Origin of the sequence: Oceanospirillum linum (assembly GCF_001995095.2) — a bacterium.
Taxonomy (GTDB): domain Bacteria; phylum Pseudomonadota; class Gammaproteobacteria; order Pseudomonadales; family Halomonadaceae; genus Oceanospirillum; species Oceanospirillum linum.
The window spans coordinates 35,322-53,872 of sequence record NZ_MTSD02000002.1 but is presented as its reverse complement, the minus strand read 5'-3'; the positions used below and the strand labels follow the sequence as shown (position 1 = coordinate 53,872).

Sequence of the window (18,551 nt, the reverse complement as noted above, 5' to 3'; positions counted from 1 at the left end):
TTCAGGGATGTTATATGAGAATTCTGCACACCTCCGACTGGCATTTAGGTCAGTTGTTTTATGGTAAAAGCCGGGAGCAGGAACAAGGCGCCTTTCTGGATTGGCTTTTAGATCAGGTAAAGCAAAAATCCATTGATGCCGTGATTGTCGCTGGTGACCTGTTTGATACCGGAACGCCTCCCAGTTATGCCCGAGCACTCTATAATCGCTTTATTGTTCGCTTGCATCAGGAAAGCCCGGACTGTCAGCTAATCTTACTGGCGGGTAATCATGATTCTGTCGCGGTACTTAATGAATCGAAAGCGCTTCTCCAGGCGCTGAACACCCGAGTGATCGCCGGCGCTGACCCTGAAGGTATCGCCATGGATACCTGTCAAACTTATGATGATGTCCTGATCCCTTTAACGAATAAACTCGGTGAGACAGACGCTATACTCTGTGCGGTCCCTTTTCTTCGTCCCAGTGATCTAATACGCTCAAAGGCCGGCTTGTCTGCGGATGAAAGAAAGCAGCAGCTGCAGCAACAGATCAGTGATTATTACCAACAGCTGTACCAGATGGCTAAACAACACTACCCGCAGCAACCTGTCGTTATGACGGGACACCTCACCACTGTTGGAGCATCCACATCTGAATCGGTTCAGGATATCTATATCGGTACACTGGATGCTTTTCCGGCGTCTGCGTTTCCTCCGGCGGATTATATTGCCCTTGGTCATATTCATCGGCCTCAGAAAGTTGCAAAAACCGAACATATTCGCTATTGCGGCTCACCTCTGGCGTTAAGCTTTGATGAGAAAGTTAAAGAAAAGCAGGTCTTAATTGCTGAACTGGATTCTGACAACGGGTTTATGGGTACAGAGAGTGTCTCTGTTCCGGTTTTCCAACCGATGCAGCGCATCACTGGTAGCTTGTCTGAAATTGAAGCTGAGATAGAGCAACTGCCTGCTCAGTTTGAGTCATGGGACGATGGCCAGCGTCTATGGCTTGAAATTAATGTTAAGACAGATGATTACTTGTCAGATCTGCAGCCCCGTATTGAGGCCATGATCGGTGACCTGCCTGTGGATCTGCTTCGTTTGCGCCGAGACAGCCGACGTCAATCCAGCTTAGCGGATTATCACCATGGGGCTCAGCTCGATGAGCTGACACCTGAAGATGTGTTTCTGAAACGCCTGGAACAGGAGCCGTTGGAAGAAGAGCGTAAGCATGCGCTTATAGATTGCTTCCGGCAGATTCAGGGAGAGATCAAAGCGTGAAAATTCTGACCGTCCGGTTAAAAAATCTGAATGCCCTGAAAGGGGAGTGGAAAATTGATTTTACACAGGAGCCCTTCGACAGTAGTGCTATTTTTGCCATTGTAGGGGCGACCGGAGCCGGCAAAACAACCCTATTGGATGCTATCTGTCTGGCGCTTTACCATGAAACTCCTCGCTTGCAGGTTTCCGGCTCCGACAATCAGTTAATGACCCACCATACTCAGGACTGTTTGGCAGAAGTTGAATTTGCCATCAATGGTGAGCGGTATCGGGCATTTTGGGCTCAACGCAAAGCCGCCAGAACGCAACGCCTGCAGGCACCGACAGTGGAGCTTGCTGATGGCGAGGGCCGTATCCTAGCCAGTAAAACCACCGATAAAAAACGCCTTATCGAAACACTGACCGGCCTTGATTTCAATCGCTTCACTAAGTCTATGCTGTTATCACAGGGGCAGTTTGCGGCCTTTCTTAATGCCAGTGGAAGCGAACGCGCCGGATTGCTGGAAAAGCTGACCGGTACCGAAGTCTATGGACAGATATCCGAGCGGGTCTTTCAGCGCCACAGAGAAGAGCAGGATGTGGTTACGCAACTCAAATATCGGCTGGAAGGTGTTGAGCTACTCACCCCAGATCAGATCAGCGAATGTGAAGCTGTTCTGGCTGCTAAGGAAGCGGCCCTTCAGGATGCTTTACCAGCCCGGAAACGTCTTAATGAAGAGCTGAGCGCCTTTAAACAGCTGGAAACCCTCTGGCATAAAAGCGAACAAGCGGAATCCGAGCTGAAAGTCGCTCAGTCTGCTTTTAAAACTCACAAAGAAGTTCTTAGTGCCCTTGATAAAGCTGGCCCTGCACAAAAAATTCTGGCTCAGTATCAGAAGGTCCAGGAGCTGGATCAGGTCAGAGCAGAGGCTGAACAACGCAAGACAGAGCTTTACGCGGCCCATCAGCGTCAGGATGCTGAGCGTCAAAAAGCTGAACATCGTTTCAATACTGCGAATACGGCCCTCAAAGCAGATAAAGTTAACAAAGCGGAAGCAGAAAAGCGCCTGAATGAAGAACTCGCGCCACTGGATGAAAAGATTCGTCAGTTTGAATCTCAGATAGCAGAGCAGCAACGCTTGCTTGAGCCTGAAGAGAAACAGCTTCTGTCCTATAAGGACAAGAAACAGCAGCTGGCTTCAGATCTTAATCAGCAGCAACACTATTTACTGCAAAACCAGCAGTGGCTGCAGAATAATGCCCATTGCGGCATACTGTCTGAGAACTTGCCGACAATAACAGAGCAGTTTAAACGCCGGTTGGAACATCATCAGGAGATCCTGCGTCTCGCTGATCAGGAAAAAAATGCGGACCAGCAGCTGCAGGAGATTGGTGAACACCTCCAGCCTCTGGAGCAGCAAACCAAGGGCTTTGAAGCCGAACGAACTACCCTTACTCAACAATTATCTCCCCTTGAGCAGCAGCTTCAGCAACACCCTCTGCAAAATGATGAGCTGGCCCGTTCACTTCTGAATGAGCTTTACCAGCTCCCGGAGCCTGTCCAGCAGCTGGCCTATTATCAGCAGGAATATCTGAAACTCGCCGAACAGTTACATCAGCAAGGGCAGGAGATCAATCGTTACGAAGAGCAAGCCGACTCTTTAGATAAAGAGCGCACGCCACTTCGGGATGAATACAAAAAGCTGAATGCCCATCTTCAGGATCTTGAAAAATTGCTCGAGCGTGAGCGTCAGATTGCTGCCCTGGAGGATGCCCGCAATCGTTTGCAACCCGATGAGGCCTGCCCGTTGTGTGGTTCTCATGATCATCCCGGAATTAATGAATATCGGGCCATTGAGTTAAGTCAGACCGAGACACGGCTGCATAGCATGCGGGATCAGCTGGAGCAGACCCGAAAAAAAGGGGAGCAGCTGAGCAACCAGATTGACCAGCTCAAGGTACGGATTGAATCGTTGCAGCAAGACCAGCGACAGAAGCAGCAAAGTCTGCAGCAAACCGAAACGGAGTGGCAACAGACCTGTCAGAGTGTTTGTAACCGGGTATCTGGTATAGAAAAATCACTTTTAAATCAATCGACGGGAAATCTGAATGAGCTTCTTGATAAGCTGATTCAGTATTTCAGGCAGCCCGTAGCGCTACCGGGACTCCCGACTGAATTCGCAGCTCAGGGCGTTCATATCCTCAAGGCCGCAAGTCAATCTGTTCAGACCTGTATCGATGAACGTGAGTTTCTGAAACAGAAGATCTGGCAGATTCAGCAAAAGCTTCATGAGCGGGAAACCGGCAATCAGGATGCTCAGAAACAGATCCATCAGCTACAACGCCAGCTTGAGCGTTTTCTTGCCCAAAAAGAGCAGTGCAAAGCTGATCGTATCAAACTTGAACAGCAGGTTATCAGCCTCGAACAGATGTTGGTTCAAAGCTTGCGTCAGATAGGCTTAAATGAGGCGCTGCCGGAACTGGAACAGCAGCATACCTTGCTGGATCAGCTTCGTATGCAGATGAACGAATGGCAGCAGGCGACGGAAAACCAGCGACAAGCGGATCAGAAGCAGCGTGAATTACAGTTGCAACTTAATAATCTGCAGGTGCAGGCTGAAGAGCAGGAAAAACGTTGCCAGTTGATAAAAGAACAGCTTGGAGCGTTGCAAAAGAGCTGGCAATCTCTGAAAGAGGAGCGTCATCTGTCATTCGGCAGTGCGAGCCTTGATGAGGAGCGTATGCGTTTGAGAGCGCAGTTGGAGCATTCTGAAAGGCACCTTGAACAGATGCGGATTCAGTTTACCCAGCAAAAAGAGAAGTCCGATGAACTGAAGGCCCGGCTGAGTCAGCAAACGTCTTACTGTCAGGAGGCAGGCGATAAGCTAAAAGCGGCGGATGAAAGCTGGCAGAACACTTTAGCAGCCAGCCCCTTCAAAACACAAAAGGCCTTTGAACAGGCTGTGCCGGATTCCGCGGAGTATGAAGGCTGGCAAGTTCTGAAAACAGAGCTGGATGAAGCACTTCGCGATGCGGAAGTGACCCTGAAAGTTAACAGAGAATCGCTGGAGCAATTTGTCGCCTCGGTCGCTTCAGAGTTTCAGGATGCGGGATGTGTGCCATCTGATGATTCCGTCTGGTTGAGCCTTCAGGAGACCTTATCGTCTAAGTCCGTCAATATGGCACTCAGAAAGATCCCGGCTTTAGAGCGCAGTCTTACGGAGCATGAACAGGAGATCGAAGCACTTAAGACTGAAATCACGGAGCAGAAGCAGGTTCTAAAGCAGGATCAGCAGCGACGGGAAGGGGTGAAATCTCTCGCTGAGGAGATCGACAGGCAACAGCAGCAAGCTGACCTGTGGGCCCAGATGAATCAGATGCTTGGTTCCGCCAATGGCGATAAGTTCCGCCGCTTTGCTCAAGGGTTAACACTTGAGTATCTGGTTGAACTGGCGAATCGACAGCTATTACAACTGCATGACCGCTACCAGCTAAGACGCAAAGTCAATTCTGAGCTTGAAATAGAAATTCTCGACACCTGGCAGGCTGATGCGGTGCGTGACACTCGCACACTTTCCGGCGGAGAGAGTTTTCTGGTGAGCCTGGCTCTTGCCTTGGCTTTGTCAGATCTTGTCAGTCATAAAGTGCGTATTGATTCACTTTTTCTTGATGAAGGCTTTGGTACACTCGACAGCGATACCCTGGAGATGGCACTGAATGCGCTGGATAATTTAAACGCCAGCGGAAAGATGATTGGTGTGATCAGTCATATTAGTGCGATGAAGGAGCGTATTCCGGTTCAGATTCGAGTTAATAAAAAAGCCGGTCTTGGTATTAGTGTGTTGGATGAGTGTTTCCGCTCTGGCGCTTGATTAGATCACTCTGAGTACACCGAAAATGCTGGCCTTAAAGAGATCTGTTTTGGTTTTTATATATGCGATAAAACAGTCGTCTTGCGGGCGCGGTTTGCAATGGCTGTGCTCCTGACGGTCATATCCATGACGCTTAATAAAGAATCTTTGTTATGTTCATTCCAGCTGTAACATCATTAGTTACTTTTCTGTTAAAACGGCCCAGTCTGGCCACCAGAGGTTTGCTTGTTCTTCTGGTGGCTATTGCAGGTTGCAGTCAGCCTAAAATCATTAGCAATGAAGCGCACAGCATCAGGGATATTGACAGGGACGCCACTGCTGATCAGAGACTTCCACTTCCTCTGACACGCCAGGCCGAGCTAAAGGGCGTTCAGGTTTCCCACCAGGATCAACACACCTGTGGGTTCGCGGCATTAGCTGCAATGATTCATGATAAGAGCTATTTTGTTCAGCCATCAGATCTGCCGGGACTGGACTGCTATTCATCAGGACAGAAGGGGACATCCTCTGTTGCTGTAGTCAATGCCGGTCGTGGCCTCGGGCTGTTAGCCTACAAACTTAAGCCTGATCTGGCCCATCTTCTGCTTCAGGTTGAAGCAGGGTTTCCTGTTCTTGTATTAAGCCATCCAATGGCAAGCTCAGAATCCCGGGATTATTTTTCTGTCCTTACGGGTTATAATCTTGACCGGCAGGAGCTGACGTTAAGCTCTGAGATAGCAGGGACTGAGTCTATCGACATGCAAACCTTTGCAACCTCCTGGGGGCGCTCCGGTGGTTGGGCTTATCTCTTTCTGGAGCCGGGTCAGACTCCGGTTGCAGCAGCCCCGAAAGACTACCTCGCCGCCAGTCTCGACCTTGCAGATATTGGATTAAGTGTTTCAGCACAAAAGGCGCTGGAGCAGGGTATAGCACTGTGGCCGGAATCAGATGCTATGCGTCAGGCACTCTCCAATGCTTATTTTCAGTCTGGCTTGCTTGATTCAGCTTCGGATATTTTACTCGATAGCCCATCTCTGAGCCGGTCAGGTGAACTGTGGAACAGAATTGCTTATATTCAGCAGGCGAGACAATGCTATAGCAGCGCTTTTCAGGCGGTTCAGTGCGCGGTTACATTATCACCGGATGATCTCAGTATTCAGCAGAGTCTGCAGGATATTCTGGCTAAAACAGATCGCCCGGATGGTGACACGTTATGCCCTCAGCTCACATGTCCTCAGCTGGTTGAAGGTTTCTGATATACCCTCTGATAAACCGGCGCTCATAAAAGGGCTTCCATATACAGTTGGAGGCCTTTTTTCATATTACTGCTCCATATTCTGACCAGAAGGATTTCCCTCTTTAGTTTTTGGGTTGTAACGGCTTGTTTTCCGGTTTTTTATCGCCACGGGCAGGCTGTTAATCAGTTGTTTTAATTTGATGAATAATTAACATGTCATACCAGACATATTTACTCTAGTATTCTCAGCCCAATATTTATCCTGTGGATGCATGTTAAGACTCTTGTTCTGCATCTGTCAGGCGGATAGATAACTGTCTATAAACTGACCTAACTTTTTTTGACCCCAAACCCGAGGAATTAAACTGATGCCTGCTCAATCACGTTTATTTGTGATCGCTTGTGCACTCACATCAACCCTATTGCTTACAGGCTGTCAGGAGGAGGAGATTAACACGGCGGCTCAGGATGTTATCCGGCCTGTTAAGCTGGCTTCGATAGGCCATCAAAGTGTTTCGGTTCGTTATTTCCCGGCAGAGTTTGTAGCCAGTCAGGAAACTGATCTGGCTTTTCGCGTCTCCGGAGAACTGGAACAGCTTCCGGTGACCGAAGGGGAAACTGTTGTTAAGGGCCAGGTACTGGCTGCACTGGATGATCAGGATTTTCTGCTCAACGTCAAGCAGCGTCAGACTGCTTATGATCTGGCCAGATTACAGTATGAACGGATACGTGCCATGGTGGTGCAAAAGGCTGCAACTCAATCCCAGCTCGATGAGGTAAAGACCTCTATGGATCAGGCTGAGACTGCCCTGGAACAGGCGCAGAATCAGCTGGCATACAGTAAAATTAAGGCACCTTACGATGGTGTGATTGCCAGGGTTTATGCTGATAACTACGAGTTTGTCAGTGCAACAGCTCCTATTGTCAAACTGGAAAATGCAGAAACGATTGATGTGCGCTTTCAGGTACCGGAAGACCTTGTGGCCCGCATCCGGAAAGACAATACCAGCTATCTGCCTAAGGTAGTGGTTGAAAGTGTTCCGGGCAAAGTGTTTGAAGCACGTTATAAAGAACATAGCACGAACCCTGACCCCAGCACTAAGGGGTATGATGTCATTCTGACCATGCCGCGCCCGGACCCTGAGTCTGTGACCCTTCTGCCCGGTATGACTGCTGAGGTTCAGGTGAATGTTAATGAGATGCTGGGGGACCCTGCTTTCTGGCTTGTTCCCGTAGAGGCTGTTTTTATGGATGAGTCGAAGCCGGCAGACAGTGAAGAGCGCTCTGTTTGGGTCTATAACCCGGAAAATCATCTGATCAGCAAACGCGCTGTCACTATCGGTGAATTACAAGGCAATATGATTCAGGTAACGACAGGGCTGAAAGAAGGTGAGCAAATTGTCGCTGCTGGTGCTCATGCTATTAAAGAGGGCATGGAAGTGCGCCCCTGGGTTAAAGAGCGGGGGCTGTAAATTGTGAGTATCGCCAAATATTTTATCGAGAAAAAAGTTTCAAGCTGGATGATCACTCTGATACTTCTGATTGGAGGTGTCATCTCTTTTGCCAAGCTGGGCCAGCTGGAAGACCCTGAATTCACCATTAAGGATGCTCTTATCATCACCTATTACCCCGGAGCGACACCGGAGCAGGTGGAAGAGGAGGTGACATATCCTATCGAACAGGCGATTCAGAATCTTCCCTATGTTGACAAGCTGGTATCAACCAGTAAAGCCGGTTATTCCAAAGTTCAGCTAACCGTTAAGGACACCTATCGCGGTAAAGAACTGAATCAGATTTGGGATGAACTGCGCAAGAAAATGCGGGATCTTTCTCCATCTCTGCCCAAGGGAACTTCTGGGCCTAATGTCGTGGATGATTTTGGGGATGTATATGGTGTTTTATTGGCGGTTACCGGAGAGGGCTACCGATACAATGACCTGAAGTCCTATGTTGACTTTCTTCGCCGTGACCTGGTGTTAGTTGATGGTGTCAGTAAAGTTGCCATCGCCGGCCAGCAGCAGGAGCAGATCTTTATCGAGATATCCAGGGCCCGCTTATCGGCACTGGGTATTACGGTTACTCAGCTTGACCAGCTGCTGAGCAGCCAGAATACGGTTTCTAATGCGGGGCGGGTGAAAGTAGGTAGTGAGTATATCCGGATCAGTACGACCGGTGAGTTTGAAGATATTTCTGCCCTGGAAAACCTGCTGCTACCTTCAGCGACCGGCGACACAGTCTACCTGAGTGATGTGGCAGACGTTCGCCGTGGCTATAAAGATCCAGCCAGTCATAAAGTTGATTTTAATGGTCAGCGGGCTCTCCTGTTGGGCGTATCTTTTGCCTCCGGTGTCAACGTGGTTGATATTGGTAAAAGCCTTGAAGCACGGATTGAAGAGCTAAAATATCAGCAGCCTGCTGGTATTGAGCTGAATACTATCTATTTCCAGTCCCATGAGGTGGATAAGTCGGTCAGTTCTTTCCTGCTCAATCTGTTTGAAGCCGTCGGGATTGTGATCCTGGTGTTACTGGTCTTTATGGGGGTTCGCTCAGGTATTCTGATTGGTTTGATTCTTTTACTGACCATTCTGGGAACCTTCATCGTGATGCAGTATTTGGGGATTAATCTCCAGCGTATCTCACTGGGCGGGCTTATTATCGCTTTGGGTATGCTGGTTGATAATGCCATTGTTGTCACCGAGGGCGTTCTGATTGGCCTGAAACGCGGGCATAGCAAACTCAAGGCTGCAGAGGATGTTGTTAAGCAAACTAAGTGGCCTCTTCTCGGTGCTACGATTATTGCTATTGTAGCTTTTGCTCCTATTGGTTTATCGCCGGATTCAGTCGGTGAATTTGTTGGTTCTCTGTTCCAGGTCTTACTGATTTCATTGTTCCTGAGCTGGATTACGGCGATTACTTTAACGCCGTTCTTCTGCGATCTGTTCTTCAAAGAAGAAGTAAAAGAGGATCATGAGCTGGAAGACCCATACAAGGGTATTTTGTTTACAGGTTATAAATGGCTGCTGTCCCGGGCACTTCACTACCGTAAAACAACGGTTCTGGTTCTCGTGGCTTCGCTGATGACTGCTGGTTGGGCATTCCAGTTCGTTAAGCAGGCGTTTTTCCCTCCATCAACGACACCCTTGTTCTTCGTCACGATGGAGATGCCGGAAGGAAGCCATATCAGTGATACCTATGATCGGGTTCAGGATGTGCAGAACTTTATCCTGAAAGACGACCGCGTTCTCTACGCGTCCTCTACAACAGGGCAAGGCATGTTGCGCTTTATGCTAACGTATTCCGTGGCGCAAGCGAATACCAGTTATAGTCAGATTGTGGTCCGTGCAAAGAATGGCGGGGATATTCCCGATATGATTGCCAGCGTACACGAGTACCTGAAAGCCAACCACAGTGATCTGGATTTCAAGCTGGAGCGGCTAATGTTAGGCCCCGCAAGTGGCTCTAAACTGGAAGCGCGCTTTATTGGACCAGATCCGGAAGTCCTTCGCCAACTTTCTGTAAAAGCAAAAACGATTTTTGCTGAAGATGGTGGCATTGAGGGTATAAAAGATAACTGGCGTCAGCGAGTCAAAGTACTGCGCCCGGTATTTGATGAGTCCCATGCCCGACGTTTAGGGATTACCAAGAAAGATATTGACCGTGTTCTGTTGATGAACTTCTCAGGAGCGCAGGTCGGTGTTTATCGTGAAGGGACACGCCAGATCCCGATTATTATGCAGCCTCCGGCCCAGGAGCGTCTGACGATTGATCAGATGCATGATCTTCAGGTTTATAGTCAGGCAACTAAAAACTATGTACCGTTGAGCAGCCTGGTTTCCGACTTTAAAGTCGTTTGGGAAGACCCTATTATTGAGCGCAGGAACCGTAAGCGTTCCATCACCGTGATGGGTGATCCGCTGATTATGGGGACCGAGACTACAGACTCTGTCTTCCGGCGTATTCGGCCTCAGGTTGAAGCGATTGAGTTGCCGCGGGGATATAGTCTGGAATGGGGAGGAGAGTATGAGAACTCCCGTGATGCACAGCAAAACATTTTCAGCTCTTTACCTATGGGCTACCTGTTTATGTTCATTATCACTGTGCTGTTATTTAACTCGTTTAAAGCCTCCATTGTCATTTGGCTTTGTGTTCCACTGGCACTGATCGGTGTATCGCAGGGTCTTTTAATCATGGATGCCGCCTTTAGTTTCATGGCGCTTTTAGGTTTCCTGAGTCTTTCCGGTATGATCGTTAAGAACGGTATTGTACTGCTCGATCAGATCAACTATGAGCTTTCCAAAGGTGTTGACCCCTATGAAGCGGTCTTTCATTCGGCGGTTAGCCGTGTACGACCGGTCTGTATGGCTGCCATTACGACTATTCTTGGGATGGTACCTCTGCTGTTTGATGCCTTTTTTGAAGGTATGGCGGTGGTGATCTCCTTTGGACTTGGCTTTGCTACCTTGCTGACATTGATTGCAGTACCTGTGTTTTACGCCATGTTCTTCCGTATACCGTATAAGCCACATCCTAAAATGAATGTGGTGTGATCAAACAACAGCGTTAAAAAAGCCGCTTCAGATGAAGCGGCTTTTTTTATTGGAAATAAATAAAAAGTGGATGAGTCTTAATAGCGAGGGCCGGCCCGCTTGATAAAGAAAGCCTTGCAGTTCCCGTTCACAATGGAAAACATGGTGTAATACTGCTTACCGGCTTTGATGTAACTGGCAACCTCTTTCTGTCGGCTGGGGTGGTGACGTTTAAGAACAACAGCAGGCTGAAAAACAGAGCTATTCTTTCCCAGGAAAACTTTTGAAAGCTTATCCGCTGCGCTCTTGGCCTCGTAATCCGGGCATTCAGCGAAAGCATTGGCGCTGAATGCCAAAGAAAGCAGAGTTGCAACCAGGGCTGATCCCAAGCGCTTCGGCCGATGGAGTGATGGAGTAAGTTGGCTGTATCGGCAGATCATGGCTAAAACCTATTAGGGGGCAATACGGTTAAGAATAATGGCTTGAATACAAGGTCTCAAGTTAAGTATTGTGGAGCCTTGTCACAGAAAGTGATTTGTCGACCTTTGTCACAAAACGCGATGGTTGACGTTTGCGGAAAAGTGCAGAAAAACAAAGCCAAATAAAATAAGAGAGTGCTCTGTGAAATTTCTGATTGCCCCCGATTCATTTAAAGAAAGTATGACCGCAGGTGAAGCCTGTTGTTCCATTGCACAGGCGATAAAACACTGTCTGCCCGACGCTGATATTACCGCGTTACCCTTAGCTGATGGAGGCGAGGGTACGCTGGATGTGCTTATTTCTGCCCTTGATGGTCAGTCAGAGCTTTTTACTGTAACCGGGCCACTCTTTCATCCGGTTCAGGCCAAAGCCGGTATCGTGAAGGGTGATACCGCGATTATTGAAATAGCTGAGGCTGCTGGCCTCCATCTTGTGCCTTCAGATCGTCGGAACCCTGATAAAACCACTACTCTGGGGGTAGGCCAGCTGATATTGGCGATGTTGGACAAAGGGATACGTCGCTTTTTGATCGCTCTGGGTGGTAGTGCCACTAATGATGGCGGCATCGGCATGCTAATGGCGTTAGGGGCTCAGCCTTTAAGCCCTGAAGGTCAGGAGGTATTACCTACGGGGGAGATGCTTAATCAGGTCAGTTCTCTTAGCCTGGATCAGCTGGACCCGAGGTTGGGCGAGAGTGAATTCTTGCTGGCCTGTGATGTGAGTAACCCTTTGACGGGGGAGAAGGGGGCCAGTACAGTTTTCGGGCCGCAGAAAGGTGCAACGGTGGATCAGGTTCTTTCCCTGGATCATGGGCTGATAAACTGGTCAGAGGTATTATATAAAACCTTTGGCCGTTCAGTGGCGGATATTCCCGGCTCAGGTGCAGCCGGCGGTCTTGCAGCCGCTTTTCTTGCAGCCTTTAATACCAGCCTGAAACCGGGTATTGAACAAGTATTGGACATTGTCGCTTTTGATCGTTATTGCGCGGAGGCCGACTGGGTCATAACCGGAGAAGGATGCCTGGACGGCCAGTCTCTTGCGGGTAAAACACCTGTAGGAGTCGCCCGAAGAGCTCAGCGGCTGGCCACACCTGTTGTCGCATTAACAGGAAAACTGGGTGATGGTTACGAGGCTGTTTATAAAGAGGGGATCAGTCTTGCACTTTCGATTACACCGGAAAACCAATCATTAGAGCAGGCTTTGGGGTTGGCTCAACAAAACCTCTTCAATGCGACACAGGTACTGTTACAACTTCTTTTTTCTGAGGACTCTGAGCCGTTAAAGTAGCGCAGTTTTTTTTGTATTTCAGGGAGTATCATGAAATCGATCCTGGTATTACTGGTAGGGTTAATCCCGCTTTTTTCATTTCTGTCATCTGAAGCCAGTGATGTAAACCGCACCGCTAAGGACAGTGCAATATTACAAAGCAGTCGTATTGCCGATGATGAGAGTACCATCATCGCTTTTTTTTCTTATCCACCCCTGGCCCATATTGCACCATCGGGTCGTCTGTCAGGGATTGTTATCGAAACCGTCAGAGAGATCTGCTCTGAAGCCGGGCTAAACTGTGAGTTTAAAATATTACCGGTTGCCCGCGTTTACCGCAGTGTTTCTGACCACACGGCTTCGGCTATTATTACCGGGAGACATCCAAGTTTCGGTGACTGCTGTACGACCAGTGACTGGCAATTTCCGTGGTCAGCAGGCATCTACTCTCGCTTTCCACCAGAGCACATGACCATAAGTGCAAGTGAGTTGAAAGGGCACCGCATGATCGTCATTCGAGGTTGGGAGTCCCCTTATCGCTATTTCAAAGATTTGGCAGCACTATCTCAATCCGGGGCGATCAAGCTTGCGCTGGCTAAAGATAATCATAGTGCTGTTCGGATGCTGCAACATGGCAGGGCAGAATACCTCTGGGGAGGCAAACATTTCAGTTGGTATTTTGAGAAAAAGGGTTTAGGGGATGCGTTTCACTACACACCCCTGATCCAGGCTCCTTTAGCGATCTGGGTTGATAAGCGTCGGCCTGATATTCGACAGGCCCTTGATAAGGGGTATCAGAGCCTGAAGGCCAGGGGCGCATTGAGTTCAGATGGCAGTCAGCTTAAAGCAGATTTGATGAAGGCGCGTTATGAGGAACCTGCCCGCTATTAAGCTGCATTGTGTTTGGCTAAGGCGGGGCATACCGTCAAAAACGGGAACCATCAGCGCGCTTTTTCCTCTGATACTTAGTTGCTATGCCACTGGCAACCAGGGGGGACGCTGAGGGTTTCAGTGATTTGGACGGGATACGTATGCTGAAAATTGTCCCCGTGTCATCTGAGTCAATTTCAAGTTTCGCCTTTAACTGTGCTGTAAGATTTTTTATCAGTTTGAGCCCCAGGCTTTTACTCTGATTTAGCGCAGGTATATCTTTAATTCCGGAGCCGTTATCTGCCACACGCAGAATATACTGACCGGCAGTATCATCAGGTAAAAAGCTAATTGTGATGGCAGATGAGGATTTTTCATTCTGATTTTTAAAGGCATGCTTCATGGCATTTGAGATTAGCTCGTTAAGAATCAGCCCAATAGGAACGATAACCTCTGGCTCAAATTCACCATCACAGGCTTCAATGTCAATTTTGAGGGGCATAGTGCCGAGATAGCTCTGCCGCAGAGTATCTGTAAGGCTGTCAATGTAAGAGCGGATGCTGGCCTGCGAAAGGTTGTCGGACTGATACAGCTTCTCGTGAACCAGTGCCAATGCAGAGATACGCAAAGAGGCTTCGTTCAGACTGTTTTTGGTTTGCTGATGTTCTGCGACCCGTGACTGCATTTTCAGCAAGCTGGCGATCACCTGCATGTTGTTTTTTACGCGGTGATAAACCTCTTTTAGCAGAACGACTTTCTCTTCAAGATCCCGTTGTATACGTTTCCTTTCAGCAATTTTATCCGAAATATCGCGGATAATTGCCATGATGACCGTTTGCTCACCATACTCAATCGGGCTGAGTACAATATCAACGGGGAAAGTATGTCCATTGGCATGTAACGCTTTAAGTGACAAATTTTGCCCCATTTCACGTTTAACAGGTTTTTTGATATAGCGTGTTCTATGTCCTTTATGCGCCTCCCTCAGGGCTTCAGGAAGTAGGGTTTCAAGGGGCTCTCCCTCAAGCTGCTGTGGCTTGAAACCAAAGATCTCAAAACTTCTGTAGTTTGAATAAATAATTGATCCCGCTTCATTTACCAGAATGACAGCTTCCGGCGCCATTTCCAGCACCTTACTATTGCGTTCTTCAAGTTTAGCAAGCTGTTCATTAGCCTCGGCAATCTGTAGGTAATGCTTTCGTGACTTCAGTAGCATGCGTATTGCCATAGCGGCGATAAGGCCAAAAATTACGGAAAGAATAATAATAAATGCCCTGGAATCCTGGCCAAACATTGTAAGTGTGCTCTGGGTCGGCCTCAGATGAATAACAAACTGGCGACCACCAATGGTCACTGACCCGTTATCGATATTCCCTTCTGCTATCGTTGGCAGTGTATCGGAGGCGGGTGTGAACCGGGTGTGGAATTTCAGACTGGGGGTTATCCGTAGGACTTTAAGAAAGTAGTCTTCATTGAATAGCCCATGTATACAGAGGTCTTTTCCGGGGTTTGAAATTGCCGCTTTAACCGTTATCAGCAGATGCTTATCAATCCAGCGAAGCTTATAAGGGTGTGTTGCGCAGTCCGGCAATGGCACCTGAATAGGTGTCCCGTACTGCTCAAATTGTTTACCCTGTTTCTCAAAGACCAGGCCAATTAAGCTCGGTTTATGCTCTTTCTCCAGCGCGCCGGGCTGAATTAAAGGGTCTCCCTTGTACCAGGACAGTTCTGTCAGATCAATAACCGCATCATCCAAAGAAGAAAAAACCATCTGCCTTACTAAAGCGAGGTGGCTTGCTTTTTCCATCTCGAAATAGTGTTTTTTATTGTCATGGGTGTTATTGGCAATGACCAATCCAATAGCCAGAAAGGCGATAAAAACAGAGTGTGGCAGCCAATAAATACGTATTTCGAATGGTTTATACAGCACTAAGTGAAGAATAAGTGACAGGCAGACAATAAGAAATATGATAGATGTTAACAGGGACTGCCCGGATGATAATCTTCCAAAAATAGTACCCTGACTGCCGGTTATCCAAACAATAGCGGCTATAGAAACAGTACTGGCTGTCGCCATAATAAGAGAAGAATAAGCTGCCAGGGCTATCTGGAGATGACGGCGGTTAAAAAGAGCCTGATCAGACAAGGTTACATGTGAATAACGGATGATATTCCGAATCATTAGTGAGGTTGCCAGAGCAATAAAGCAAAGTAAGGTTGCAGGAGATGGTCTTCCCGGATAACGGCCTTGCTCTGCTGGCATTCTGTCCATCATAAAGTACTCGTCAATCCCAAAGGAATGGCCGGAAATGTACTGATAGAAGGTTACTCCGGAGAAAATCAATAACATTAAAGGTGCGAGCCAGATAAGGCCTTTCTGCCAGGGCGTTATTGCGGGAAAGCTGATCAGGGATAAAGCCAGGAGTATAAACATCAGTCCGGTATTAAACCGGCTTACCCCGGACTCAAAAGGACTGACCAGAAAATACAGCTCAAAGTACCAGCCGATTAAAATCATCAGACTGAGTAACAGTGTTATGCCACCTCCTGCTACCAGGGTCCATTTGCTCTGGTTAATCTCACGAATATTTGAAAGCATGCCGATTTCCTTTTCGCCAATAAGATGCTTATGACGTATTGCCTGGGCTATCGCAGATATCCGATGCTCAGCGCCTGGTCGGTATCATCAATGGTATAGGATGCCAACTCTGAGACTTCTTCGGGAGTTTTGCTGTTTTGGCGTGCATTCAAAATAACCGGAATATTCAGTGCTTTTGTCATGCTCAGAATAGCAGCCTGATAGCGGGTATCGGTCTGACCGTCCGGGGCAATGGAGAATTCACAGTATTCCGGGGCCGTGGCGTGGAGCAAATCAACCGATGCAGATTTCCCTGTAAACAGATTAAGGCAGAGCTTAAATCCATTTTCTTTAACATCATTAATTTTTTGGCTCGCGGTTTTACTTTCTTTAAGAACCTTACTGGACAGCCCAAAAACAAACTGTTCTGGTTTAAGATTGTTATTTCTGCTTTTCTCAGCAAAAGCTGAAACTAAAGCTTTTGAAGGCAGAACTGAGGGATAAAATGGCACGATAACCGTTGGATGGAGGTTCTGGGCTGCTTTTTGTTTAAAGTGGGTGATGAGTTGATCAAGCACTGAGTTAAGAAGCCGCTCGGATAATCCACTGACATTTGCAATATCAATAAAGCTCTCGGGAGTTAGGTAACAGTCCGCTTCTTGCCAGAAAATCCGGATTTTATAGAACGCAGTATCTGACGGGCCCTTCATTGATGTAATCGGAAACAGCAAGCACTCCAGACCTTTATTATCCAGAGCGTTAAGTATTCTGGTTTCGTTCAGAATACGACTTTTGACGTGATTGGAAATTTGTTCATTATAGAAATGAATCTGATTTGTACCATTTACTTTGGCGATTTGAAGAGCCTCTGCACTGGCAGCCAGCAGAGTATCAGGGGAGGTTCCGTCAGTGGGGCTGATCGCTATGCCAGCGCAAGCGGTCAGCAAGATCTCATCACTTTCGATAAAACATGGTTCCCTGAGCTCATCCAGGGCGTGATGGGTGATAAACATCGCCTGATTCACACTTTCAAGCGAGTGAAGTATCAGTATAAAGCGATCACCGCCAGGTCTGCCGATCAAAAGATTATAGCGATCTATATCCCTTAGTCGCATGGCCAGTTCAGCCAGAATTCTGTCCCCCATATTCAGGCTGAAGGTATCATTTACAATATTGAAATCATCAATATCGATGGTGACAACAGCCACGAAAGTCCGTTCAAACTGGTTAAGCTCAACGAGATTCTCTATTTCAAGCCTGACCTGGGGATAGTTCAGCAAGCCTGTCAAGGCATCATAACTGGCTAGGTGGTGTAGCTTCAGTTCCGCTTTTTTACGGTCTGTTAAATCATAGACCTGATAGAAATAGTAACTTGGATGACCATCATGGTCGTGCAACAGTGATATATTCAGCATGAGCCAATGCAGGTGGCCCTCTTCATCCTGCTGCTGTATTTCGTATTGAAAGTTAGCTTGCTGCCCGGAAAGTAATGCCAGCAGCCCCTCCTGAATGTTGACCTTATTGGTATAGGAGAGTGGCAGGTCTTCCAGGGTGTTGATTTTAGTCGTATGAGATAGCTTGAACAGTTTCGCAAATGCGGCGTTGTAATCAATTAAGCCGCCATCAAGAGCAACCAGAACAACGCCGACAGATGAGTTGTCAAAAGCGGTTTCAAAGCGGCCATCACTTTTCCGGATTTCTGTTTCGATACGAAGCCTCTGTGAGGCGTCCCGCAGAGCCAACAGCCCGCCAATCACAACGTTAGACTGGCCACGAACCGGCGCTGCAGAATAGTCGATAAACGTTCGTTTACCTGTATGCTGATTTCTTACAGAGCCATTGAAGACAATAGGCATCACTGCATTTCTCTGCATCGCACTGGCAACAGGGGAGGAGAGAACCCGGTCTCCATTATGATCATAGAGTTTAATCAGCTCTGAAATATCTTTGCCCATCAACTCATCAACACCGGATACCTCCAGGATACGACACGCTTCGCTATTGGCAAAATGAATCAGACCATCGATGCCCACGGCAATAATCGCATCGTGTACTGCGTGCAGAATATTGGAGAACCAGCGCTCTTTATAAATCAGCTTATGTTCCAGTTGCTGCTTGGTTAACGCCACATTGATGCTGGCGCAGAGAGACTGAGTGTTATAAGGCTTAGTGATATAGCCGTAGGGGGCTGTTTTGGCCGCACGGGCTACAGTGTCTGTATCACTGAATGCCGTCAGGAAAATAATGGGGATAGAGCGTGTTTTAAGAATCTGTTCAGCGGTTTGAATGCCATCCATGCCATTGCCCAGCACGATATCCATCAAAATCAGATTCGGATCGAGATCCTGTAATTGCTCCAGCGCCGATTCACCATCGTAGGCCACACCAACCACTTCAAAGCCAGCCCCTTCAAGCTCTTCGGCTAAGTCCATGGCGATAATGGCCTCATCCTCCACGATAAATAATCGTTTCATGCAGTACTCCCTCACAGATCGGTGGTAAATC

10 protein-coding genes are annotated in these 18,551 nt (G+C 47.9%); 7 read left to right on the top strand and 3 right to left on the bottom strand.

Translation table 11 applies throughout. The annotated features are described in order from the left end of the window. Positions 1–14: 14 nt before the first annotated feature. From sbcD to BTA35_RS05375, 5 genes are all read left to right on the top strand, one after another. Positions 15–1,259, top strand: a complete 1,245-nt coding sequence (gene sbcD, locus BTA35_RS05395) for an exonuclease subunit SbcD (RefSeq protein WP_078318809.1) — start codon at positions 15–17, stop codon at positions 1,257–1,259. Then, on the top strand, positions 1,256–5,110 hold the full coding sequence (locus BTA35_RS05390) for an SbcC/MukB-like Walker B domain-containing protein (protein ID WP_160055022.1): 3,855 nt from the start codon (positions 1,256–1,258) through the stop codon (positions 5,108–5,110). Before sbcD ends, BTA35_RS05390 begins: the two co-directional genes overlap by 4 nt. A 152-nt stretch (positions 5,111–5,262) precedes the next feature. Further along, positions 5,263–6,345: a PA2778 family cysteine peptidase gene (locus tag BTA35_RS05385; protein WP_078318807.1), complete on the top strand. Its 1,083-nt coding sequence runs from the start codon at positions 5,263–5,265 to the stop codon at positions 6,343–6,345. 349 nt (positions 6,346–6,694) lie between these two features. Then, positions 6,695–7,798: an efflux RND transporter periplasmic adaptor subunit gene (locus BTA35_RS05380; protein WP_078318806.1), complete on the top strand. Its 1,104-nt coding sequence runs from the start codon at positions 6,695–6,697 to the stop codon at positions 7,796–7,798. Between the two features lie 3 nt (positions 7,799–7,801). After that, positions 7,802–10,873 carry an efflux RND transporter permease subunit gene (locus BTA35_RS05375; RefSeq protein ID WP_078318805.1) on the top strand — a complete coding sequence of 1,024 codons (3,072 nt, stop codon included), beginning with the start codon at positions 7,802–7,804 and terminating at the stop codon, positions 10,871–10,873. A gap of 77 nt (positions 10,874–10,950) precedes the next feature. Here the strand turns inward: BTA35_RS05375 and BTA35_RS05370 are convergent, their stop codons facing one another. Then, positions 10,951–11,292: a hypothetical protein gene (locus tag BTA35_RS05370; protein WP_238377505.1), complete on the bottom strand. Its 342-nt coding sequence runs from the start codon at positions 11,290–11,292 to the stop codon at positions 10,951–10,953. A gap of 181 nt (positions 11,293–11,473) precedes the next feature. On the opposite strand from BTA35_RS05370, the gene BTA35_RS05365 reads away from it, so the two are divergent. Both BTA35_RS05365 and BTA35_RS05360 read left to right on the top strand, forming a co-directional pair. Beyond that, entirely contained in the window at positions 11,474–12,619 is a 1,146-nt protein-coding gene (locus BTA35_RS05365; RefSeq protein ID WP_078318804.1) for a glycerate kinase family protein, read from the top strand. A gap of 30 nt (positions 12,620–12,649) precedes the next feature. After that, positions 12,650–13,489 (top strand): substrate-binding periplasmic protein, encoded by an 840-nt coding sequence (locus BTA35_RS05360; RefSeq protein WP_078318803.1) that lies wholly within the window; start codon positions 12,650–12,652, stop codon positions 13,487–13,489. Between the two features lie 34 nt (positions 13,490–13,523). Here BTA35_RS05360 and BTA35_RS05355 read toward each other — a convergent pair whose 3' ends face one another. Both BTA35_RS05355 and BTA35_RS05350 read right to left on the bottom strand, forming a co-directional pair. Continuing rightward, complete coding sequence (locus BTA35_RS05355) at positions 13,524–16,067, bottom strand: sensor histidine kinase (protein WP_078318802.1); 2,544 nt, start codon at positions 16,065–16,067, stop codon at positions 13,524–13,526. Positions 16,068–16,114: 47 nt separating this feature from the next. Continuing rightward, on the bottom strand, positions 16,115–18,520 hold the full coding sequence (locus tag BTA35_RS05350) for a GGDEF domain-containing response regulator (protein ID WP_078318801.1): 2,406 nt from the start codon (positions 18,518–18,520) through the stop codon (positions 16,115–16,117). Between the last annotated feature and the right edge of the window lie 31 nt (positions 18,521–18,551).